At 51.4% G+C, this 20844-nt stretch carries 23 protein-coding genes; all 23 read left to right on the top strand.

Translation table 11 applies throughout. From position 1 onward, the window contains the following. Window positions 1-17: 17 nt before the first annotated feature. The 23 genes from fliF to FS806_RS03230 all read left to right on the top strand — a co-directional run bounded on the left by fliF (window position 18) and on the right by FS806_RS03230 (window position 20803). On the top strand, window positions 18-1604 hold the full coding sequence (gene fliF, locus FS806_RS03340) for a flagellar basal-body MS-ring/collar protein FliF (protein WP_144933170.1): 1587 nt from the start codon (window positions 18-20) through the stop codon (window positions 1602-1604). 12 nt (window positions 1605-1616) lie between these two features. Then, window positions 1617-2636, top strand: coding sequence for a flagellar motor switch protein FliG (gene fliG / locus FS806_RS03335; protein ID WP_144933168.1), 1020 nt, complete (start codon window positions 1617-1619; stop codon window positions 2634-2636). Next, window positions 2620-3471 (top strand): FliH/SctL family protein, encoded by an 852-nt coding sequence (locus FS806_RS03330; RefSeq protein WP_397346704.1) that lies wholly within the window; start codon window positions 2620-2622, stop codon window positions 3469-3471. The genes fliG and FS806_RS03330 overlap by 17 nt, the downstream gene beginning before the upstream one ends. Beyond that, window positions 3461-4786 carry a flagellar protein export ATPase FliI gene (gene fliI / locus FS806_RS03325; RefSeq protein WP_144933164.1) on the top strand — a complete coding sequence of 442 codons (1326 nt, stop codon included), beginning with the start codon at window positions 3461-3463 and terminating at the stop codon, window positions 4784-4786. Before FS806_RS03330 ends, fliI begins: the two co-directional genes overlap by 11 nt. A 7-nt stretch (window positions 4787-4793) precedes the next feature. After that, window positions 4794-5234 carry a flagellar export protein FliJ gene (gene fliJ / locus FS806_RS03320; protein ID WP_144933162.1) on the top strand — a complete coding sequence of 147 codons (441 nt, stop codon included), beginning with the start codon at window positions 4794-4796 and terminating at the stop codon, window positions 5232-5234. Window positions 5235-5277: 43 nt separating this feature from the next. Then, window positions 5278-6171 (top strand): MotE family protein, encoded by an 894-nt coding sequence (locus FS806_RS03315; protein WP_144933160.1) that lies wholly within the window; start codon window positions 5278-5280, stop codon window positions 6169-6171. Between the two features lie 58 nt (window positions 6172-6229). Continuing rightward, window positions 6230-7678 (top strand): flagellar hook-length control protein FliK, encoded by a 1449-nt coding sequence (locus FS806_RS03310; RefSeq protein WP_144933158.1) that lies wholly within the window; start codon window positions 6230-6232, stop codon window positions 7676-7678. A 31-nt stretch (window positions 7679-7709) separates the two neighbouring features. Further along, on the top strand, window positions 7710-8291 hold the full coding sequence (locus FS806_RS03305; RefSeq protein WP_144933156.1) for a flagellar hook capping FlgD N-terminal domain-containing protein: 582 nt from the start codon (window positions 7710-7712) through the stop codon (window positions 8289-8291). Further along, the gene (locus tag FS806_RS03300) at window positions 8288-8677 is read left to right on the top strand and encodes a TIGR02530 family flagellar biosynthesis protein (RefSeq protein WP_144933154.1); all 390 of its coding nucleotides are present in this window, start codon (window positions 8288-8290) and stop codon (window positions 8675-8677) included. The genes FS806_RS03305 and FS806_RS03300 overlap by 4 nt, the downstream gene beginning before the upstream one ends. 102 nt (window positions 8678-8779) lie before the next feature. Then, on the top strand, window positions 8780-9595 hold the full coding sequence (gene flgG, locus FS806_RS03295; protein ID WP_144933152.1) for a flagellar basal body rod protein FlgG: 816 nt from the start codon (window positions 8780-8782) through the stop codon (window positions 9593-9595). A gap of 61 nt (window positions 9596-9656) precedes the next feature. Beyond that, window positions 9657-9878 (top strand): flagellar FlbD family protein, encoded by a 222-nt coding sequence (locus tag FS806_RS03290; RefSeq protein WP_144933150.1) that lies wholly within the window; start codon window positions 9657-9659, stop codon window positions 9876-9878. Continuing rightward, window positions 9879-10334 carry a flagellar basal body-associated FliL family protein gene (locus FS806_RS03285; protein ID WP_144933148.1) on the top strand — a complete coding sequence of 152 codons (456 nt, stop codon included), beginning with the start codon at window positions 9879-9881 and terminating at the stop codon, window positions 10332-10334. Between the two features lie 33 nt (window positions 10335-10367). Then, window positions 10368-11366: a flagellar motor switch protein FliM gene (gene fliM / locus FS806_RS03280; protein ID WP_144933146.1), complete on the top strand. Its 999-nt coding sequence runs from the start codon at window positions 10368-10370 to the stop codon at window positions 11364-11366. Continuing rightward, the gene (gene fliY, locus FS806_RS03275; RefSeq protein ID WP_144933144.1) at window positions 11356-12567 is read left to right on the top strand and encodes a flagellar motor switch phosphatase FliY; all 1212 of its coding nucleotides are present in this window, start codon (window positions 11356-11358) and stop codon (window positions 12565-12567) included. Before fliM ends, fliY begins: the two co-directional genes overlap by 11 nt. Before the next feature lie 48 nt (window positions 12568-12615). After that, on the top strand, window positions 12616-12978 hold the full coding sequence (locus tag FS806_RS03270) for a response regulator (RefSeq protein ID WP_144933142.1): 363 nt from the start codon (window positions 12616-12618) through the stop codon (window positions 12976-12978). 16 nt (window positions 12979-12994) lie between these two features. Beyond that, window positions 12995-13597, top strand: a complete 603-nt coding sequence (locus FS806_RS03265) for a flagellar biosynthetic protein FliO (RefSeq protein WP_144933140.1) — start codon at window positions 12995-12997, stop codon at window positions 13595-13597. Further along, entirely contained in the window at window positions 13594-14370 is a 777-nt protein-coding gene (gene fliP, locus FS806_RS03260; protein WP_144933138.1) for a flagellar type III secretion system pore protein FliP, read from the top strand. The genes FS806_RS03265 and fliP overlap by 4 nt, the downstream gene beginning before the upstream one ends. Before the next feature lie 29 nt (window positions 14371-14399). After that, window positions 14400-14669, top strand: a complete 270-nt coding sequence (fliQ, locus tag FS806_RS03255; protein ID WP_144933136.1) for a flagellar biosynthesis protein FliQ — start codon at window positions 14400-14402, stop codon at window positions 14667-14669. Between the two features lie 15 nt (window positions 14670-14684). Next, window positions 14685-15473, top strand: a complete 789-nt coding sequence (gene fliR / locus FS806_RS03250; protein ID WP_144933134.1) for a flagellar biosynthetic protein FliR — start codon at window positions 14685-14687, stop codon at window positions 15471-15473. Between the two features lie 29 nt (window positions 15474-15502). Further along, window positions 15503-16594 (top strand): flagellar biosynthesis protein FlhB, encoded by a 1092-nt coding sequence (gene flhB, locus FS806_RS03245; protein WP_144933132.1) that lies wholly within the window; start codon window positions 15503-15505, stop codon window positions 16592-16594. A 24-nt stretch (window positions 16595-16618) separates the two neighbouring features. Then, window positions 16619-18652 carry a flagellar biosynthesis protein FlhA gene (gene flhA, locus FS806_RS03240; RefSeq protein WP_144933130.1) on the top strand — a complete coding sequence of 678 codons (2034 nt, stop codon included), beginning with the start codon at window positions 16619-16621 and terminating at the stop codon, window positions 18650-18652. Continuing rightward, the gene (flhF, locus tag FS806_RS03235; protein WP_144933128.1) at window positions 18649-19929 is read left to right on the top strand and encodes a flagellar biosynthesis GTPase FlhF; all 1281 of its coding nucleotides are present in this window, start codon (window positions 18649-18651) and stop codon (window positions 19927-19929) included. The genes flhA and flhF overlap by 4 nt, the downstream gene beginning before the upstream one ends. Then, window positions 19922-20803 carry a MinD/ParA family protein gene (locus tag FS806_RS03230; protein WP_144933126.1) on the top strand — a complete coding sequence of 294 codons (882 nt, stop codon included), beginning with the start codon at window positions 19922-19924 and terminating at the stop codon, window positions 20801-20803. The genes flhF and FS806_RS03230 overlap by 8 nt, the downstream gene beginning before the upstream one ends. Window positions 20804-20844 lie beyond the last annotated feature (41 nt).

The raw sequence follows: 20844 nt of genomic DNA, 5'->3' as shown, positions 1-20844 counted from the left end.
TCGGATGAGGTGAGTAAGTGAACGAAACGGTTCTCCAGTATGTCAATCGAGGAAAAGAATTTTGGGGCAGATTTAGCAAAGGTCAAAAAATTACGATCATCGCCACTATAGCACTGTTGATATTAACTTTGGTTTTAGTTACATACAGCTTGTCCAAAACAGAATACGCCACTGCCTTCACAGATCTGCAGCCCGCAGATGCAGCGGCCATAAAGAAACATCTGGAAGATAATAAAATTCCATACCGCCTTAGTGATGACGGCAAATCGATTGGAGTGCCGCGGAATATGGTCTCCACCGTGAAAATCGAAGTTGAGTCCCAGGGGCTTAACCAGAACGGCAGCATTGGTTATGGAGCTTTCCGGGAAAATAACGCTTTCGGCACGACGGACAACGAATTCAGCATCAAGAAGCTGGACATGATCCAGGGAGAATTACAGCAGCTCATCAATTCCAATACGGCAGTTGCCAGCTCCAAGGTTGTAATCAACCTTCCCGAAGAAACGGTGTTTCTCCGCGATGAGCAGGATCAGCAGTCGACTGCATCCGTAGTTGTCAATTTGAAGCCAGGCTACCGGCTGGACCAGAACAAGATCGACACGATGTACCAACTGGTATCCAAGAGCGTCAAAAATTTGCCGATTGAAAACATAGCGATTTCAGATCAGAACGGGGATTTGCTCCCGTACTCCAAAAATAACGACAGTCAGTTCACTTCCGCAAACGCGGCGGCGATGCAGTTCGAAATCAAACGGAAATTCGAACAGGATCTCCGCAAGGACATCAAAGAAATTTTGGGCGGTATTCTCGGTAAAGACAAAGTGATTCCGATGGTCATCGCCACGATGAACTTCGACAAGAGAAGCACAGTCGAAAATCTGGTCACTCCGGTCAATACGGAGGAGCAGAGAGGGATAGAAATCAGCGTTCAGGAACTGCAAAAAACATATACGTCCAATGGATCCGATACTGGCGGAGTGCCGGGAACCGGCCCGACCGATATCCCCACTTACCCGGGCAGCTCGGCTGCCGGCTCAGCCAATTCCGAAGAAATGCAGAGGACCGTTAACTACGAGGTTAACCGGATCACCCAGCAAATTGAATCCAGTCCATTCACTGTAACGGATTTAACCATTTCTGTCGGCATTGAACCACCGGATCGGAATAATCCTGAATCCTTTACCCCGGAAGCAAGGGAAGCCATTGAACAAATCCTCATCAGCGTTGTCAATGCATCGCTTGCAAACAGCGGAAGGACCTTCACTCCGGAAGAGCTGGCGAGCAGAGTCCATGTCTTCGATCAGACTTTCGCCGGACCACAAGAGGTTAATCCCGCTTCCAGCGTGAACTGGTATTGGATCGGCGGAATTGCAGCGGCAGTGCTGGCATTGGCCGGACTAGGCGGATACTTCATCTCCCGCAGACGCAAAGCGAATGAGGAAGCCGCTGAAGAAGCTTATGAAAGCACAGCGATTGAATATCCGACCATCGATCTTGAAAATGTGACCAATGAGAATCAGATCCGCAACCAACTCGAAACCTTGGCTAAGAAAAAGCCCGAAGAATTTGTTAATTTGTTAAGAACCTGGCTGGTTGACGAATAGAGGTGTGCACGATTGGCAAAAGCAGCAGCACAACAAAGTTTGACAGGCAGGCAAAAGGCGGCCATTCTTCTCATCAGCTTGGGGCCTGAAGTATCCGCTCAAATCTTCAAGCACCTGAGAGAAGATGAAATCGAACAATTGACGTTGGAGATAGCCAACGTGCGTAAAGTGGATGCCTTGGAAAAGGAAGCGATTTTGGCCGAGTTTCACCAGATTTGCCTGGCACAGGAATATATTTCGCAAGGCGGTATTGCCTACGCCAAAGAAATATTGGAGAAGGCACTGGGACCGCAAAAATCGATCGACATCATCAACCGGTTAACGGCAACGCTTCAAGTCCGCCCGTTCGATTTTGCAAGGAAAGCAGATCCTGCCCAAATTTTGAACTTTATCCAGAATGAAAATTCGCAAACCATCGCTCTGGTTCTATCTTATTTGCAGCCGGAGCAGTCTTCCATCATCCTGTCGGCGCTTCCGCAAGAGAAGCAGGCGGATGTGGCCAAGAGAATTGCGTTGATGGACAGCACATCCCCCGAGGTTCTTACCCAGGTGGAGCAGGTGCTAGAGAACAAGCTGTCCGCAACGGTGACCCAAGACTACACGTCAGCGGGCGGTATCGAATCGATCGTCCAAATCTTGAACGGCGTCGACCGCGGAACGGAACGGACCATTCTCGATTCCTTGGAGGTACAGGATCCAGAGCTGGCTGAGGAAATCAAGAAGAGAATGTTCGTCTTCGAGGATATTGTCAATCTCGATAACCGTTCCATCCAGCGGATTATCCGCGACATCGACAACAGCGATTTGCAGCTGGCTTTGAAAGTGGCCAGTGAAGAAGTCAGAGACGCGATCTTCAGCAATATGTCCAAGCGGATGTCCGAAACGTTCAAGGAAGAAATGGAATATATGGGTCCTGTCCGGCTCCGTGATGTAGAAGAAGCACAGACCCGGATTGTGGCAACGATTCGCCGTCTGGAAGAATCCGGTGAAATCATCATCGCACGCGGTGGAGGAGATGATATCGTTGTCTAGATTGATCAAACCCGGAGGATATATAGCGCTTGACGACACCAAATTGATTAATCCGACGTTCGATCTTGGCAAATGGTACGGCAACGGCGCCTCCAGAACGAGTCAGTCTCCTTATACGGAAGAGGAGCAGCTGGAGATCCAACAGGCCAAGCAGCTGAAAGAACAGATTCTGCAGGACGCAGAACAGCTGGCGGAAGCCCGGATTCGCGAAGCGATGGAAGCGGCCGAACAGATCAAGACCCAGGCCAGACAAGAAATCGACTCCTGGTGGCAGGAGCAGCGCCGTCTGGATCTGGAGGAACGGGAGCTTACCCGGAAACAAGGCTACCAGGAGGGCTACGATTCCGGCGTTCAGCAGGCAACCGCCGATATTTTCCAACAGTACGAACAGCAGATGGCCGAAGCGAAAACGATTCTGGAGCAAGCCTACGAAACCAGGAAACAAATTATTCGCGATGCTGAACCGTTCCTGATCGAGCTAAGCTGTGCCATAGCCGAGAAGATCGTTCATCAGCAGCTTACGGTCGCCCCGGAATGGATCGTTTCGATGACCCGGCAGATGCTTGCCCGCACAAGGGAAAGAGGCACCATTACATTGTGCGTAGCTCCCGAGCATTTCGCTTATATTCAGGATGCCAAGGGTGAATTGCATATGGTCGTCGATTCACAGGCTGAACTGGAAATCGTTCCCGATTCGTCCGTCAGGGATCAAGGTTGTGTTGTCCGTTCGGAATTCGGCAGCATCGACGCCCGGATTGGCACCCAATTAACCGAAATCAAGAACGCTTTGCTCCAGGCAGCGGTTTCCCAGGATGGTGTTCCCGATGAAGGCTAGCGGTCCGCAAGCCGGCAAATACATCGACTTTCTTCGACAATTAGATCCGGTCCCGGTCTTCGGTAAAGTGACTAAAGTCATAGGTCTTACGGTGGAGGCCGAAGGTCCCGATGCGAATATCGGAGATGTCTGTCTGATCCATCCTCCCAAATCGGATAAGCCGCTTAAAGCGGAGGTCGTAGGCTTTCGCGGCAACAAGGTCATACTTATGCCACTTGGCGACCTGCACTCGATTGGTCCCGGCTGCGATGTCGTCAGTACCGGGAAGCCTTTAAGCGTTCAGGTAGGGTACGAATTACTCGGCAAGGTTCTGGACGGATTGGGCCAGCCGCTGGACGGCTCGCTGCTTCCTCTGCGAATGAGTCAATATTCGACGAACAACAGCCCCGGCAATCCGCTGATGAGACCGCGAGTTCTGCATCCCATCAGCGTCGGAATCCGGTGCATCGACGGTCTGCTCACGATTGGCAGAGGCCAGCGGGTCGGCATCTTCGCGGGATCCGGTGTCGGCAAGAGCACCCTGATGGGCATGATTGCTCGCAATACTTCGGCTGATGTCAATGTCATCGCTCTGGTTGGAGAGCGCGGCCGGGAAGTTCTGGACTTTATCGAAAGAGATCTCGGTCCGGAAGGCTTGGCCAAATCGGTCGTCGTTGTCGCTACTTCCGATCAGCCGGCGCTCATCCGGATCAAGGGCGCGTTAATTGCGACCAGCATTGCCGAATACTTCCGCGATAAGGGCCTGAATGTCATGCTCATGATGGATTCGGTCACCCGCTACGCCATGGCGCAACGGGAAGTCGGCTTGGCCATTGGAGAACCCCCGGCTACCCGCGGCTATACTCCATCGGTCTTCGCCAATTTGCCCAAGCTGCTGGAACGTTCAGGCACAGGGCCCAAAGGCTCGATAACCGCATTCTATACCGTCCTGGTGGACGGAGACGATATGAACGAGCCGATCGCGGATGCCGTCCGCGGGATCCTGGATGGGCATATTGTACTGGACCGGCACCTTGCTAACAAAGGCCACTATCCCGCTATTGACGTTCTGGCCAGTGTAAGCCGGGTAATGAAGGAAATCGTTCCTCCGGAGCAGCAGGAAGCTGCCGATTTTCTGAAAAAACTGCTATCTGTTTATAGAAGTTCGGAGGACCTGATTAATTTGGGGGCGTACCAGAGCGGAACAAATCCAGAAATTGATCTTTCTTTGCAATTTATATCAAAAATCCATGAATTTACAACGCAAAAGACTGACGAGAAGGTCTCCTATGAGGAAACTGTCCAAAGACTGATTGGTGAATTTCATAAAGGGTGATGATTGAATGCCGTTCAAGTTTGCCTTTCAAAAAATCGTGGACTTAAAAACAAGCGAAAAAACGCAAGCGGAATGGACCTTGTCCAGTGCCGTAGGCGAGCTGAGGAGCCAAGAGCAGAGCCTGCATCAGCTTCGGCTGGAGAAGCAGCGCATGCAAGACCGGATATCCGCGGAGTCGGCGGCTCAAACGACCGTTTCGCAGCTGATGATCTATCAGTCTTATATGGAACACATCGACCATAAAATCAGCGAGAAATATAAAGCTGTGACGGCCGCACAGAACAATGTCGACCGTAAGAAAGAAACGCTGAATTTGAAAATGATGGAGGAAAAGATCTGGCTTAACGCAAGGGACAAGGCGAAGCAGCGATTTATGTTCGAGATGCTTAAGAAGGAACAGGATGCCTTGGATGAGATGGCGTCTGTCAGACACCTGAGGACCTTGTGAAGCCGACGGCAAATTCTTGAGAAGCCCTTAAGGGGGGAGAGCCTTGGATACCGATTTAGAAAAAGCCGAGTTAAGCGCATTTGAACGAATTTTTTATTGGGTTCTCATTCCGGTCATTTTTACGGGGATTCTGGTGCTGGTTTACATGTTCGTCTTTGATAATGAGTTTAAACAGAAAATTCACGGAGCGGCAACCGGCATACCTGTGATCGGCGGCTGGTTTGCAAAGTCGGAAAGTGACGGGGCCGCGGATCGTCCGGCCGAGGAAGAAACGGACAAGGACGAACAAATTAAAGCTTTGCAGCAGCAGCTGTCCGAGAAAGAGGCAGAGCTGCAGCAGGCCGTATCGTCGGACAACGATAAGGAGCGCCAGATTGAAGAGCTTAAGGCCGCCTTGGCATCGATGAATGAACAGATGGAAGAGCAGCGTGCCGGTGACGAGGAATATGAGAAGCAGATTCGCCAAACGAGCTCGGTATACGCCAAGATGAGTCCAAGCAAAGCGGCCGTAATAATGGAGAACTTGACCAATCAGGAAAGAGTACTCTTCTTAAACGAAATGAAAGCCGAAGAGAGGACCCGGATTCTGGAGAAGATGAATCCACAAATTGCTGCGGAAACGAGCATCGCCCTCAAGGATGCCGTCCTGGCCAAGGATACACAGATCGCCGCCCTGCAAGAACGGGTCAGAGCTGCGGAAGAAAAGTCGTCCGCGGCCGTGCCGAAATTGTCGAGCAGCGATCTCGGATCCACCTTCGCCAATATGGATGCCAAGCAAGCGGCGAAGCTGCTGCTGGAGATGAATGCGGCAAGTCCGGACAAGGTTGTGGATATTCTCAATGCGACAGATAACGAATCCAGATCGCGGATTATGTCCGAAATGTCCAAAGAGAACAGCAAGCTGGCGGCTGCCATTCTGGGCAAGCTCGTTCCCTAGGCGAAGTCGCAATAGTGTTTTTCCCTAGCTTCCTTAATGAAAGGAGGTGAATACATAGATGGAAATAAATGCTGTAATAGTACAGAACGCTGCAGCTCCTGCTTCTTCCTCAGGAGGAAGCTCTACTGTATCGGGAAACGCCGGTGGCGGCTCCTCAAGCCCATCCTTTGCAGGCACATTGGGCCTTGTCATGAATGTAGCAGAGGCGGGCCAAGCGGCAGAGACCCAGAAACCAATCGTTCTTCCCTGGGTCCAACCGTGGACAGCAGAAGAAGAATCGGGGACTGTGCAAACGGACGAGGAACAGCAGGCGATGCTTATCGCCATGATTGGGCAGTGGCTGGAACAACCGGAGCAGTTGGAAAGCTTGATGAAGGAAGAAGCGTTTAGCCAATGGTTCCGTCAAGCCGAAGAGCTGATTAAGGCTCTGGGAGGACCAACGGCCTCACCTGATGCAGGCCGACAAGACTTGGCAAGCAGCACGGAAGAAGGAATGCCTGTTCGGACATGGACGTCCGCCGAGCTCAAGTCGATTCTCGAATCGTTCACCCGGCTGGTTCAACAGCATCCGGACAGCGGACTGGTCGAGCAGTTGAAGGAGAAATTGGGCGAGCTTGTTCTGGCTTCCCAGGCGATGCGCAAGCCGGAATCGTCCATGGCAGATCCGAAAGCCGCTTCCGATGATACGGTGCAGCAGAACCCGCAGGTGCAAGTCCCTGAACGTGCAGCATCGACCCATGCCGACCCATCGTTCACAGGAGAACGCCAGGCACAGTCTGGCAGCCAAGTTAATCCGGGGAAGGCAGAGCCTGTTATGGGCCAGCTGATTTTCCGGGTGCCGTCGGAGCCGGATGTGCTTTCCCGTCTGGAGATGATCGCAAGCCGGAGCGGCAGCCTGGATCGGCAGATGACGGTTGGCTCGGAGATGACGAAGGGAGCTGAGCCGGTTACGGCTGCGGCCGCCGACACTGTTGCGGTCACTGCTGAATCCATGCCAAGGTATGAAGCACCGCGGACAGTTTCGCACCCTTCCTTGCCTCAGGAGCCGATACCCGCAGAACGATTTGCCGGTGAGATGAGCCGCTTCGTGCTAAGAAGCTTCACTACAGGAGCTTCCAACGGCTTCTCGGAAGCCCGTTTGTCCCTGTATCCCGAGCATCTGGGACATGTCGATGTGAAGCTGACCATGCAGCACGGCCAGTTGACCGCCCAGTTCATCGCTCACACACTGCTTGGCAAAGAAATGTTGGAAGCCCAGCTGTCCCAACTGAGAGCTCAATTGCAGTCTCAGGGAATTCAGGTAGAACGGATGGAAGTGACCCATTCCAATTCCTTCAGTTCTCATTTATTCCAGGATCAAAGAGACCGCCCTTCCCAACAACCTTATTACCAGCAGTCCAAGCGGAGCGCTGATCGTTACGAGGAGGATTGGTCCTTGGATTCCGCGGAACGGGCTGATGTCCGGGCCTCGGTATACGGCAGTAACGGGTTTGATGTGACTGCCTGACGAATACGACAACCTTCCGGGAGGTGAAAGCGTGTCTGATGCTATAAGCACGAGAAATATATGGCCTTATTATTCCAGCAACAATACCTTCAATACTGCTGAAAAAAATGATTCGCTCGGCAAAAATGAGTTCCTGAAAATATTAATGACCCAGCTGTCGAATCAGGATCCGATGCAGCCGATGCAGGATCGTGAATTTATCGCGCAGATGGCCCAATTTACGGCTGTGGAGCAGATGACCAATATGGCGGCGGATATGAGGCAGCTGCGGCAATCGATAGGGATGGCCTCGGCGCTGATCGGCAAGGAAATCCAGTGGATAACGCTGAATGACAAAGGCGAGAAGGTCACCCAAAGCGGAGTGGTCACGGCCCTTACCTTCAAAGACGGAGTGCAATACGCAGTAGTAGGCAAGCATTCCATTTCGATGGACCAGATCATCCAAATCGGTCAGCCGGGGAAGGAGAATCCGCCGGATGAGGTGAACAACCCCGGAGGCGGCGAGGAAGAGACTCCCGGTGACGTAGAGGAGCCCGATGAGGGCGGAAGCACTCCGGGAGGCGGCGACGAGCCTGAAGAAACGGGGAACGATTCCCCGGGGAACGGCGTATGAACGAACGATTTTCGATAAGCCAGCTTTATCCTCATGCGATACCGCCGGCTGCACCACGCAGCTCGGGTAAGTCCCCGGTTACTGAAAGATCGGGCGCCGCATCGTTTCAGAAAGCCCTGGATCAAGAGCTGGTCAAGTTTAGTCATCACGCGGAGGTTCGTCTGAAACAGAGAGGGATCCGAATTCAGCCGGAACAGATGGTGCAGATAGCCAATGCCGTTGATAAGGCTGCTTCCAAGGGGGCGAAGGATTCGCTCATTATTATGAAAAATGTCGCCTTAATCGTAAACATCAACAACAAAACGGTCGTAACGGCGTTGGACGAACATTCCATGAAGGACAACGTGTTTACCAAAATTGACAGCGCGATTGTTCTTTCAACGTAGGCCGGCCCTACTTATCTGGAGGCCTAAGGCCGCAGACCGATTGAAGCGGCCTGCCAACGCCGGGCCGGGAATCATTCCACAAGCTCAAGGAGGAGAAACGCTATGCTAAGATCCTTGTATTCCGGTGTTTCCGGTATGCGCGGTTTTCAAACAAAGCTGGACGTCATTGGAAACAACATTGCTAACGTGAATACGGTAGGCTTCAAAGGCAGCCGAGTCATGTTTCAGGATATCCTCAGCCAAACCGTGTCGGGAGTTACGGCTCCCGGAGACGAGCGGGGAGGAGTCAACGCCAAGCAAATTGGTCTGGGAGTAGCGATTTCCGCCATCGATACTCTTCACACACCGGGTAGTGCCATGACGACCAACGAACCTCTCGATTTAAGAATCAACGGAGACGGCTTTTTCGCCGTTAAAGTTTCGAAGGATCAGGAGGTTCCTTACTTGACCCGGGCAGGGGATTTTACACTGGATGCGAACCGTAATCTGGTAACCAAGAGCGGGCTGTTCGTCTGCGGAGTCGGCGGCGATCCGATCCAGCTGGATGAAGATATCGTTGCCTTCACCATTGGTCAGGACGGCAGAATCGTGGCCATTAACGGTGATGGGGAACCGGAAGAAACCGATTTTCAAATCGGGGTCGTCAAAGTTACCAATCCGGGCGGTCTGGAGAAAATCGGCGGCAGTCTCTATCGGACAACCCCTAATGCCCATGCGGAAGATATTGAAGTGGTTGAGCCTGGAGATGACGAAGCAGGCACCGGAGCGATCATCGCCGGTCAGCTCGAGATGTCCAATGTGGATTTGACCGCGGAATTTACGGAGATGATTGTAGCGCAGCGCGGTTTCCAGGCCAATTCTCGAATCATAACCACTTCCGATGAAGTGCTTCAGGAAATCGTCAACTTGAAACGATAAATCTTTTAGAGAATAGGGGGGCGGTTCCCCGCCCCTGCTGATTCTCTGCGGAGGGAATGCTTTGATTACCGTAACCCGTTTGAACGGTAAGCCTATTACGTTGAATGCTTTGTTGATCGAGACCATCGAGGAAACCCCGGATACGATGATCACGCTGATCACCGGCAAGAAAATCATGGTACTCGAGACCGTTCCGGAAACCGTGAGCAGGGTTCAACAATATGTGCAGTCGATAGGCTTGATAAGCAGTCAACTATTACGGACGGATTCGGGGGGAGTTTAGGTGTTAAAAAGCAAAGTTTTTCAAATCGTCGTTGCGATGCTGATCGTTGTCACTTTGATTCTCACCGCTTCCGTTTTGATATGGAACCTGATGGAGCAGAAGAGCTCCAAGGAAGTGAAATCAACGGAAGCGGCAGAGCAAGTGCCGGCCGCTCAAATCAAGGAAATGACCTACTTCCTGGATGAAATCCTTACGAATCTGGGAGAGAGCAGCCGTTTTGTCAAAGCAGGCTTCGCTTTTGAAATGACTACGAAGAAAGCCAAAGAAGAAATCGAGCAGTTGGACTTTAAAGTAAGAGGAATTATTAATCGGACTTTTGCCGAAATGACACCGGAACAAATTACGGGAGAGAAGGGTCAGGACCACCTTTCGACCGTATTGATGGATAAAATTAATCCTTTCTTGCACGATGGGAAGATCAAACAGGTATGGATCACTGAAATGGTGTTGCCATAGGTTTAATGTTTTTTGGTTAGGGGGGTGGCTGTAATGGTAGATGTGCTATCGCAAAATGAAATTGACGCCCTGCTGGCGGCATTGTCGTCCGGCGAAGCGGATGCGGAAGAGCTTAAGAAGGAAGATACCCAGAAAAAAATCCGGTCCTACGATTTTAAAAGAGCTACCCGATTGTCCAAAGATCATTTGCGCAGCTTGACGCGAATACACGAAAATTTCGCCAGGTATTTGACAACGTACTTTTCCACCCAGCTCCGGACCTTCGTTCAGATCAACGTAGTGCAGGTAGAGCAGCTTCCTTATGACGAATTCATCCGTTCCATACCGAAGATGACCATTCTGAATATTTTTGAAGCGGAGCCGCTGGAAGGCCGGATGGTGCTGGAAGTTCACCCCAATATCGCGTTTGCAATGCTTGACCGCCTATTAGGAGGGTTGGGGACATCCCCTTCGAGGGTGAACGCGCTGACGGAGATCGAGTCGATTATCATGGAACGGATTTTCGGCCGGGCGCTGGAATCATTGAAGGATGCCTGGAAGACGGTGGTCGATCTGGAGCCCCGTCTGGAGACATTGGAGACGAATCCGCAATTTATGCAAATTGCTTCGGCGAACGATACGATTGCGCTTATTTCTCTGAGCACCAAAATCGGCGATACCTCCGGAATGATCAATATTTGTATTCCTCATGTCGTTATTGAACCCATCATGCAACGGTTGTCCGTCCACCATATGTTCGTCACCCAGAAGAAGGCGAAGTCGAATGAGGAGTCGGAAATCCTGCAATCCAGGGTGAGTAAGGCCAAGCTTCCGATTATCGCGGAGCTGGGTCATTCCCAGATCACGGTTCGCGAATTCCTCGGACTTGCGCAAGGAGACGTCATTACGTTAAACAAGCTGGTCGGCGAAGGGTTGGCGATCAGAGTAGGGGAGAAAGTGAAGTATGTTGGAATCCCCGGAACGGTTAAGGGCAAAGCCGCCGTTCAGATCACGGATATTGTAAGTGAAGGAGTGGAAGAGGATGACGAATAACAAGGATTTTCTGTCTCAGGAAGAAATCGATGCCCTGTTGAACCAATCGGTAAACAGCCCCGAAGATGAAGCTGAAGCGAACATCGATGATTATCTGACAACGACTGAACAGGACGCCTTGGGGGAAATCGGCAATATTTCGTTCGGCAGCGCAGCGACGGCACTGTCCACATTGCTGGGCAAGAAGGTGGATATTACCACTCCCAAGGTGAGCGCGATTTCCAAGAAGAAGCTGAAGGATGAGTTCCCGAAGCCCCACGTTGCTGTACACGTCAATTACGTGGAAGGGTTCAACGGAGTGAATCTGCTCGTCATCAAAACCCGCGACGCCCAAATCATTGCTAACCTGATGATGGGGGGAGACGGTAAGGGACCGGAGGAGGAACTAAGCGAATTCCATATCAGTGCTGTACAGGAAGCCATGAACCAAATGATGGGGTCTTCCGCGACCTCCATGTCTACGATCTTCAACCGGTTCGTCAATATTTCTCCTCCGGGCATCGATATTCTCGACTTGAGAGACCCGGAGGGCACGGAGAAGCTGCCTGACGAACAAGTATTCATTAAGGTTTCCTTCCGATTGACGATCAGCGATTTAATCGATTCAACGATCATGCAGCTTCTGCCTGTAGCGTTCGCTAAGGAAATGGTCGCCATGCTGATGGGATCCCCTGAACCGGAACCGGCCGTTCAGGAGCCGCAGCCGGCAGTGGAACAGGCTATGGTAGAGTCCCAGTCGGCAGCGGCTCAGCCCCGTATGGAGCAGACTCCGGCCGCCGCCGCATCGACCGGTACGGATCCGGCTTATGCTCCGCCGCATCAGTCTGCCGTACCGCCTGCCGCAGGTCCTGCAAATTATGGCAATGTGCCTGTACGCAACGTTAATGTTCAACCCGTACAGTTCAGCAGTTTTGACCAGATGTCCTCTGTTCAGTCGGAAGACTCGAATTTGAACCTGCTGCTGGATATTCCGCTGAAAGTGACGGTGGAGCTCGGCAGGACGCAAAAAGCGATCAAAGATATTCTCGATTTATCCCAGGGCTCCATTATCGAGCTGGATAAGCTGGCCGGCGAGCCGGTGGATATTCTGGTTAACAACAAGCTGATCGCCAAAGGCGAAGTAGTTGTCATTGACGAGAATTTCGGCGTCCGTGTCACGGATATCGTCAATCCGATGGACCGTATACAGAAACTGCAATAATACCATTGCATTACATCAATAAATCATGTGAAGAGAGGATTGTTAGTTATGGCCAACCGTATTCTAGTAGTTGATGATGCAGCTTTCATGAGAATGATGATCCGGGACATTCTGACCAAGAACGGATATGAGGTTTGCGGTGAAGCCAATGACGGCTTCCAGGCAGTGGAGAAGTACAAGGAGCTTAAGCCGGATCTGATTACGATGGATATTACGATGCCGGAAATGGACGGTATCCAGGCGCTTAAGGAGATCAAGTCCTTCGATCCGAACGCGAAGGTGATTATGTGTTCGGCTATGGGGCAGCAGGCGATGGTTATCGATGCTATCCAGGCAGGGGCCAAGGACTTTATCGTGAAGCCTTTCCAAGCGGACCGAGTGATCGAAGCGATCAAGAAAACATTAGGTTAGTGCAGAAGTGATAAATATGAAAGGGACATGCGGTCGGGTTGGAAGCAGTCTAGCCGGCAAGATCTGTCCGGGAACCCTGGGGCTGCTTATGGTTGGCTTGATGTGGGGTTCCCGCTGTTTCGCCGAAGGCGAAGAGGACGGACTGTCCTACAACGGATTCGGCATGGCGGTCAAAGTGATTGTCTATCTAGTCCTAATTATCGGTTTATTTCTTATCATAATTAAGTGGATGGCTCAAAAAAATCGGGGTTTTCTTCCCGGACGCACCATTAAAACATGGGGAGGCGTACCTCTCGGCCAGAACAAATCGGTTCAGATTGTGGAAATCGGACATTCATTGTATGTGCTGGGAGTCGGAGAAGAGATCCGGCTGCTGCACAAAATAAACGACCCGGAAGAAATAGAGTTTATCCGCAGTCAAAGTACGGCCGGACAGCCTGAAATGAAGGGAATCTCCCAAATCAGAAAATGGTTTGAGCCCAAAAAAAATGAGGACGAAGCGATGACTTCTTTCCAACAGATGTTCCAGCAAAAGATGAATCAGTTATCCGGCCGCAATGATAAGGTCGAGCAATGGATTCATAATGAAAACAAAACGGATCGGTCGGATGAACGATGAAAAGAATTAAGAGGCTTGCGGTTCTGGGTGTCATTCTGCTGAGCTCCTTCCTGTTCCCGGGCCAGAGCTTTGCCGAAGAGGGAGACACGCTTCCTATTCCCAACATCAATATAGACATCGGCAGCGGAACGGGTGATCCCGCCGGAACGGCCAGTACGGTCACGATCGTTCTGCTCATTACAATATTAAGTCTGGCTCCGGCCATACTCGTTCTTATGACCAGCTTCACACGGATCGTCATTGTGCTTGGATTTGTCCGAACTTCTTTGTCAACCCAGCAAATGCCTCCTAATCAGGTGCTGATTGGTCTGGCCTTGTTCTTGACCCTGTTCGTCATGTCTCCGACACTTGCGGAGATCAACAAAGTGGCTTTCCAGCCATATATGGCCGGGGAGATCACACAGAACGAAGCCTTGAGTCGGGCGGCTCTCCCGCTGAAGGAATTTATGGGCAAGCATACCCGAGAAAAAGATTTGAAGCTGTTTCTGGATTACTCCCGTGCCGACAGACCGACCGGGATCGCGGATACTCCGTTGACCGCTCTTATTCCCGCTTTTGCGATCAGCGAGCTGAAATCGGCTTTTCAGATGGGTTTCATGATCTTCGTGCCGTTTCTCGTGATCGATATGATTATTGCCAGCACGCTGATGTCCATGGGGATGATGATGCTTCCTCCGGTCATGATCTCGCTTCCGTTCAAGGTTCTGCTGTTTATTCTCGTGGACGGTTGGTATCTGGTTGTCAAATCGTTGTTGGTCAGTTTTAATTCCTGACCGTCAACAAGCTTACAGGAGGGAAACCGATGGCTTCAGATTTTGTCATACGGCTGGCGGGCGAAGCGGTATATACCGTCTTGAAAGCCAGTGCTCCCATGCTGATTGTCGCACTGGCCGTAGGTTTGGCGATCAGCATCTTTCAGGCGACCACCCAAATTCAGGAGCAGACACTGGCGTTCGTTCCGAAAATCGTTGCGGTCTTGTTGACAGTGCTTCTGTTTGGACCGTGGATATTGACCACGCTGGTCGACTTTACGTTTAATTTGTTCAATAACTTACATAAGTATATCGGTTAGGGCTGGGGAAAATCGATGGAGTTCTTCTTGCAGTTCATTCCTAACGTCCTGCTTATTTTTTGCAGAATAACATCTTTCTTTCTCGCATCGCCAGTGTTCACGGCGAGAAACGTTCCTCCCCAGTTCAAGCTTGGATTGTCGTTTTTTCTTACACTAATGGCTATTCCTGCAATCGGGGACGAGCCGATCCCGATGGACGGGGAATATTTCCTTTCTATTATCAGAGAAATCTTGATCGGCTTGCTTCTTGGATTAATAGCGAACTTTATCTTTACCGCGGTGCAGATAGCCGGAGCGTTCATTGATGTGCAAATCGGATTTGCGATGGCGAATGTGATGGACCCGATGACGGGAGTGCAGACTCCGCTGCTGGGAAATTTTAAATACTTCATTGCCCTGCTGCTGTTTCTGACCTTCAACGGTCATCATCTGCTTATCCAGGCCATTGTGGACAGCTATGAGTGGGTTCCGTTGTCCAATGATTTCTTCGCCCATATTGCTCGGGGGCACGTTAGCGAATTTCTCGTTCAAGCGTTTATTACAGCTTTTGCCCTTGCTTTCCAAATGGCTGCTCCGCTGGTTGCATCGTTGTTTCTGGTTGACGTGGGGCTGGGTGTATTGGCAAAGACCGCTCCGCAATTCAATATTTTCGTGTTAGGGATCCCGATGAAAATTCTGGTCGGCCTGATTCTTCTCTTCTTTTTTATCCCGGGGATGTACAATCTGTTTTCCGACCTGTTCAAGACCATGTTCGAGCATATGCAAAGAATGCTGGAGATATTGGCCGTCCCGGGATCGTCCTAGCCAATGGAATGGCGTTTGGAGGGAGACCGATGACCGCTTATCGATGGCGGATGGACCTGCAGTTGTTCTCACAGGAAAAGACAGAGCCCGCTACACCGAAGAAAAAGCGCGAGGCCCGACAGAAAGGGCAGGTAGCCAAAAGCATGGAGCTGCCCGGCGCGCTTGTTCTGTTCTTTACCTTCGTCGCCTTTTTATTGTTCGGCGGCTTTCTGAAGGAGCGTTTATTCGAAATCTTCACATTAACGCTATACGACTATATGCTGATGAACGTCACGATCCCGAATACGACCGCATTATTTAACAAGCTTATGATCGACGGGATGATTATGCTTTCTCCCATTCTGCTCTTTGCCATCGTCATGGCGGTCATAGGCAATTATGTACAGATTGGTGTTTTGTTCACCGGCGAGCCTCTTAAGATGAAGCTGAACAAGCTGAATCCGGTGGAAGGGGCCAAGAAAATGTTCGGATTGCGGTCATTAGTAGAATTTTTAAAAACCGTCTTCAAATTAATCGTCATCGGAGTCATCGTCTTCTTCACTTTGTGGGGGAAGAAAGAAAGTTTAATGGGACTGGCCCATCTTCCTCTGGAATCCATTCTGTCGTATGTAGCTCAGGTTATGGTCGAATTAGGCGTGAAAATCGGACTGGTTCTGATCGTGCTGGCTATCTTCGACTATATGTATCAGAAATATGAGCATGAGAAAGGCTTGCGAATGTCCAAGCAGGACATTAAGGACGAGTACAAGAAGACCGAGGGAGATCCGCTGATCAAGTCGAAAATCAAGGAAAGACAGAGAAGAATGGCCATGCAGCGGATGATGCAGGAGGTTCCGAAGGCCGACGTTATCATCACCAACCCGACTCATTTCGCGGTAGCGCTAAAGTATGAGTCCGGGAAGATGGAGGCACCGAAGGTAATCGCGAAGGGTGTCGATTTGGTTGCCTTGAAAATCAGGGAAATCGGCAAACAGAACGGGATTGCCATAATGGAGAACAAACCATTGGCCAGGGCGCTGTATGAACGGGTGGAATTGAATGAAACCATTCCCGGAGACCTGTTTCAAGCCGTCGCTGAGGTGCTGGCCTACGTGTATAAGCTGAAGGGCAAAGTCAATTAATGGGCAAATGGAGGAGACTAAACAGTGAAAGTACGGGATTTATTCATATTGGTCGGAATAATCGGGATCGTTCTGATGATGGTCGTTCCGATTCCCATTCCTTTGCTAGACGTTCTCCTCATTATAAATATTACACTGGCTCTAACGATCCTGCTCGTGGCGATGAATACGAAGGAAGCTCTGCAGTTTTCGATCTTCCCTTCGCTGCTGCTCGTAACGACGCTGTATCGGCTGGCGTTAAATATTTCAACCACAAGAAACATTCTGTCGGAAGCGGAAGCAGGCCAGGTGGTGGACACCTTCGGCGGGTTCGTTGCGAATGGCAACATTGTTGTAGGATTTGTTGTATTCCTTATTCTGGTTATTGTTCAATTTATTGTTATAACGAAAGGTTCGGAGCGGGTTGCGGAGGTGGCCGCGCGCTTCACCCTCGATGCGATGCCCGGTAAGCAGATGAGTATCGATGCGGATTTGAACGCCGGGCTGATTAACGAAACCCAGGCGAGAGAACGCCGGAGCAAGATCGAACGAGAGGCCGATTTCTACGGAGCGATGGATGGTGCCAGCAAGTTTGTCAAAGGGGACGCCATCGCGGGAATTATCATTTTAATAATCAATCTTCTTGGCGGATTGATTATTGGAATGATGTATCACGATATGACGCTGCCGGAGGCTGCGGCCACCTTCTCCAGATTGACGATCGGGGACGGTCTGGTCAGTCAAATTCCTGCCCTCCTTATCTCGACATCTGCGGGATTGATTGTGACGCGCGCCAGCTCCGACGGCAACTTCGCTTCGGATATTGCCGGCCAGCTGCTTAACTACCCGAAACTGCTATATGTCGTGGCCGGAACGATATTGGTTCTTGGAATGTTCACGCCAATCGGGCTTGGCGCGACGCTTCCTATCGGCGGGCTGTTGATCTTCGCGGCCTATAAGATGCAGAAGAATATGGAGCGGAGGCAGGAAGAGGAACAGCAATTTGAAGAGGAGCAGCAAATCGAAGAGGTGCGCAGTCCGGAGAGTGTGATCAGCCTTCTGCAGGTGGATCCGATTGAATTTGAATTCGGTTATGGCTTGATTCCGCTGGCGGATACCCAGCAAGGAGGAGATCTGCTGGACCGGATTATTCTGATCCGCAGACAGTGCGCCCTTGAGCTCGGAATTGTCGTGCCGGTTATCCGGATTCGCGATAACATCCAGCTCAAGCCGAACGAGTATGTGATCAAGATCAAAGGAAATACGATTGCCAGAGGAGAGCTGCTCCTCAATCATTACTTGGCGATGAGTCCGGGAGTGGAGGACGACTCCGTTATCGGAATTGAAACGACGGAACCGGCATTCGGACTGCCGGCTCTATGGATCGACGAGGAGACGAAGGACCGGGCAGAGCTGTCCGGCTACACAGTGGTCGATCCGCCATCCGTAGTGGCGACCCATCTGACCGAAGTGATCAAGAAGCATGCCTTCGAGCTGCTTGGACGCCAAGAGACGAAAGCGTTGATCGAGAACGTAAGAGAGAGCTATCCGGCCCTGGTGGAGGAGCTCATTCCGAATGTGCTGTCGATCGGCGATATTCAGAAAGTTCTCGTCAAGCTGCTGCGTGAGAAAATTTCCGTACGGGACATGGTGACCATTCTGGAAACGTTGGCCGATTACGGAACTTATACGAAAGACCCGGATGTACTGACCGAATATGTACGGCAGGCGCTGTCCCGCCAGATTACCCAGCAGTTCGCCCAGGGGGACGAGTCGCTTAAAGTTATTACGGTGGGCCCGGCATTGGAGAAGAAAATTGCGGAATCGGTACAGCAGACAGACCAGGGGTCGTATCTGGCGCTGGACCCGGCTTCAACACAGACGATCTTTCACCGATTGAGCGAGCAAGTAGGCAAGGTTGTTCAAGCGGGACAGCAGCCGGTCATTCTGACCTCCCCAACGATTCGAATGTACTTGCGTCAGCTGCTGGAAAGAACGATGCAGGATATTCCGGTGTTGTCTTACAGCGAGCTGGAGCCGAGTGTTGAAATTCAAAGCATGGGGGTAGTCAATCTATGAAGGTGAAACGTTACGTAGTTGATTCAATGCCCGACGCGCTTGCCCGGATCCGAAGTGACTTGGGCAAGAACGCAATCATTTTAAATACGAAAGAAATCCGCTCAGGAGGGCTGTGGGGCTGGTTCGGCAAGAAGAAGATAGAGGTAATTGCGGCAGCGGACGAGAGCATGTCCGTTCCGCAGCGGCCGCCGGCGCCGCCTGCAGCCGGCTGGTCGGACTTCCAGTCTGAGGTGGCCGCGGCCCTGAACTCCAATTCGGATCCCGTATTCGATACCGGGAAACCGGGAATTCATGCTCCCATCCCGCTGGACAGAAATGCTCACAACTTGACGGGCCGAACCGGCTTCAAGCAGCAGTCCGATTTGACGAACGGGCGTTCCGCCAAGGAGGAACAGGGAAACGAGCCGATTCTTGAGGAGATCAGGCAGATGAAGTTGCTGATGCAGAAGCTGTCTGCCGCTTCCGAGCCTCAGGAGGAGGCTCCTCCCGCGTGGCTGGAAGTAAGAGAAAGGCTGCTGGAGCAGGATGTTTCGCCGGATTTGACCGACCGGATTCTTCTGCCGATCCGCGAAGAAATGCAGGAGTCTACGGAAGTATGGGACAAGGCCCGGATCATAGCCCGGGCAAGGGAGAGGATGCGGGACATTTTCTCGGGGCAGGGGCCGAAGGTGATCTCGCCGCAAACCCGCATTGTGCATATCGTCGGACCGACCGGAGTAGGCAAGACAACGTCCATCGCCAAGCTGGCCGCCGAGCAGGTTCTCAAGCATAAGCGCAAAGTAGGGCTGATCACTTCCGATACATATCGAATCTCGGCCGTGGAGCAGCTGAAAACATACGCAACCATTTTAAACACACCGTTAGAGGTTGTGTTCTCGCCCCAGGATATGCAGCGGGCTTTCTCGCGGTTGGAGGACATGGATATCATCTTTATGGATACCGCAGGGCGAAATTACCGCAACGAAATGTATGTCTCCGAGCTGCATTCCCTGATACAAACTCATGGGGCAAGCGAAACGTTCCTGGTGCTCAGCCTGACCACCAAATACAAGGATATGAAAGTCATCGCCGATAACTTCATGAAATTTCGTCTGGATAAAGTGCTTTTCACAAAAATGGATGAAACGGGCACGCTCGGCGCTGTGCTGAATTTGGTCGATGCGCTTAAGCTCCAATTGTCCTATGTGACGAATGGACAGAATGTTCCCGACGATATTGCGGAAGCAGATGAGGACCATATCATTAATGTCATTTTGGGGGAAGCCGTGCATGAATGACCAGGCACAAAGTTTGCGAAGGCTCATGAGCATGAGAGCGTCCTCGGAATCGGACCCGTCATCGGGCCAAACCCGTGTCATTACCGTGACGAGCGGTAAAGGGGGAGTAGGGAAGTCCAATTTCACGCTTAACTTTGCCCTTGCTCTTCAGGCGCGCGGACACAAGGTGCTCATCTTCGATGCGGATATGGGGCTGGCCAATCTCGACACGCTTATGGGGGTTTCCCCACGCTATAACCTGTACCATCTTCTTAAGCAGAACAAATCGATTCAGGCCATTATCCATGAATGCTACGGCGGCCTGCAGTTTATAGCCGGAGGTTCCGGGGTTACCGAGCTGCTCCATCTGTCCGAACAGGAACTGGATATTTTCAAGCGGGAGATAGAAAGGCTGAATGGCGTCGTCGATTTTATTATTTTCGATACCGGGGCCGGATTATCGAACGAAACACTCCGGTTTATCCTGTCGGCGGATGAGACGATTATTGTGACGACACCGGAGCCGCCCTCCATTACGGATGCCTATGCCGTGATGAAGATGGTGAAGGGGCTCGGGCATGAGGTGAATTTTCGGCTCGTTGTCAATCGAGCCACCGATTTGCGGGAAGGAACGCAAACCGCTGACAAAATCCGCATGGCGGCCCACCGTTTTTTGCAGACGGACGTTCCCGCTCTCGGCTATGTGCTGGATGACAGCAACGTATCTAAGGCTGTCAAAATGCAGAAGCCGTTCACGGTAGCTTATCCGCATAGCAGTGCTTCCAGATCGATTGCCAACATTGCCGACCGCTTTCTATCCGGTTCCACCTCTCAGCCTTCTGCAAATGCAGGTATCAAAGGCTTTCTCTACCGAATGTTCAAGCGGGTGAAATAAACAAGTCGGAAATAACAATTGACCGTTGAGGAGGGAAGCCC

Origin of the sequence: Paenibacillus sp. 32O-W (assembly GCF_007679495.1) — a bacterium.
Lineage (GTDB): Bacteria > Bacillota > Bacilli > Paenibacillales > NBRC-103111 > Paenibacillus_L > Paenibacillus_L residui.
Note: the sequence above shows the minus strand (reverse complement) of the source record. Positions and strands in the feature narration are given on the sequence as shown.

Excerpts from the sequence above, each read along its gene's own strand:
- FS806_RS03230 (WP_144933126.1), top strand. The coding sequence starts at position 19,922 with ATGAATGACCAGGCACAAAGTTTGCGAAGGCTCATGAGCATGAGAGCG.
- FS806_RS03300 (WP_144933154.1), top strand. The coding sequence starts at position 8,288 with ATGAACGAACGATTTTCGATAAGCCAGCTTTATCCTCATGCGATACCG.
- FS806_RS03310 (WP_144933158.1), top strand. The coding sequence starts at position 6,230 with ATGGAAATAAATGCTGTAATAGTACAGAACGCTGCAGCTCCTGCTTCT.
- fliR (WP_144933134.1), top strand. The coding sequence starts at position 14,685 with ATGGAGTTCTTCTTGCAGTTCATTCCTAACGTCCTGCTTATTTTTTGC.
- FS806_RS03330 (WP_397346704.1), top strand. The coding sequence starts at position 2,620 with ATGATATCGTTGTCTAGATTGATCAAACCCGGAGGATATATAGCGCTT.
- fliJ (WP_144933162.1), top strand. The coding sequence starts at position 4,794 with ATGCCGTTCAAGTTTGCCTTTCAAAAAATCGTGGACTTAAAAACAAGC.
- fliP (WP_144933138.1), top strand. The coding sequence starts at position 13,594 with ATGAAAAGAATTAAGAGGCTTGCGGTTCTGGGTGTCATTCTGCTGAGC.
- FS806_RS03270 (WP_144933142.1), top strand. The coding sequence starts at position 12,616 with ATGGCCAACCGTATTCTAGTAGTTGATGATGCAGCTTTCATGAGAATG.
- flgG (WP_144933152.1), top strand. The coding sequence starts at position 8,780 with ATGCTAAGATCCTTGTATTCCGGTGTTTCCGGTATGCGCGGTTTTCAA.
- fliI (WP_144933164.1), top strand. The coding sequence starts at position 3,461 with ATGAAGGCTAGCGGTCCGCAAGCCGGCAAATACATCGACTTTCTTCGA.
- flhB (WP_144933132.1), top strand. The coding sequence starts at position 15,503 with ATGACCGCTTATCGATGGCGGATGGACCTGCAGTTGTTCTCACAGGAA.
- fliQ (WP_144933136.1), top strand. The coding sequence starts at position 14,400 with ATGGCTTCAGATTTTGTCATACGGCTGGCGGGCGAAGCGGTATATACC.
- flhF (WP_144933128.1), top strand. The coding sequence starts at position 18,649 with ATGAAGGTGAAACGTTACGTAGTTGATTCAATGCCCGACGCGCTTGCC.
- FS806_RS03265 (WP_144933140.1), top strand. The coding sequence starts at position 12,995 with ATGAAAGGGACATGCGGTCGGGTTGGAAGCAGTCTAGCCGGCAAGATC.
- fliM (WP_144933146.1), top strand. The coding sequence starts at position 10,368 with ATGGTAGATGTGCTATCGCAAAATGAAATTGACGCCCTGCTGGCGGCA.
- fliY (WP_144933144.1), top strand. The coding sequence starts at position 11,356 with ATGACGAATAACAAGGATTTTCTGTCTCAGGAAGAAATCGATGCCCTG.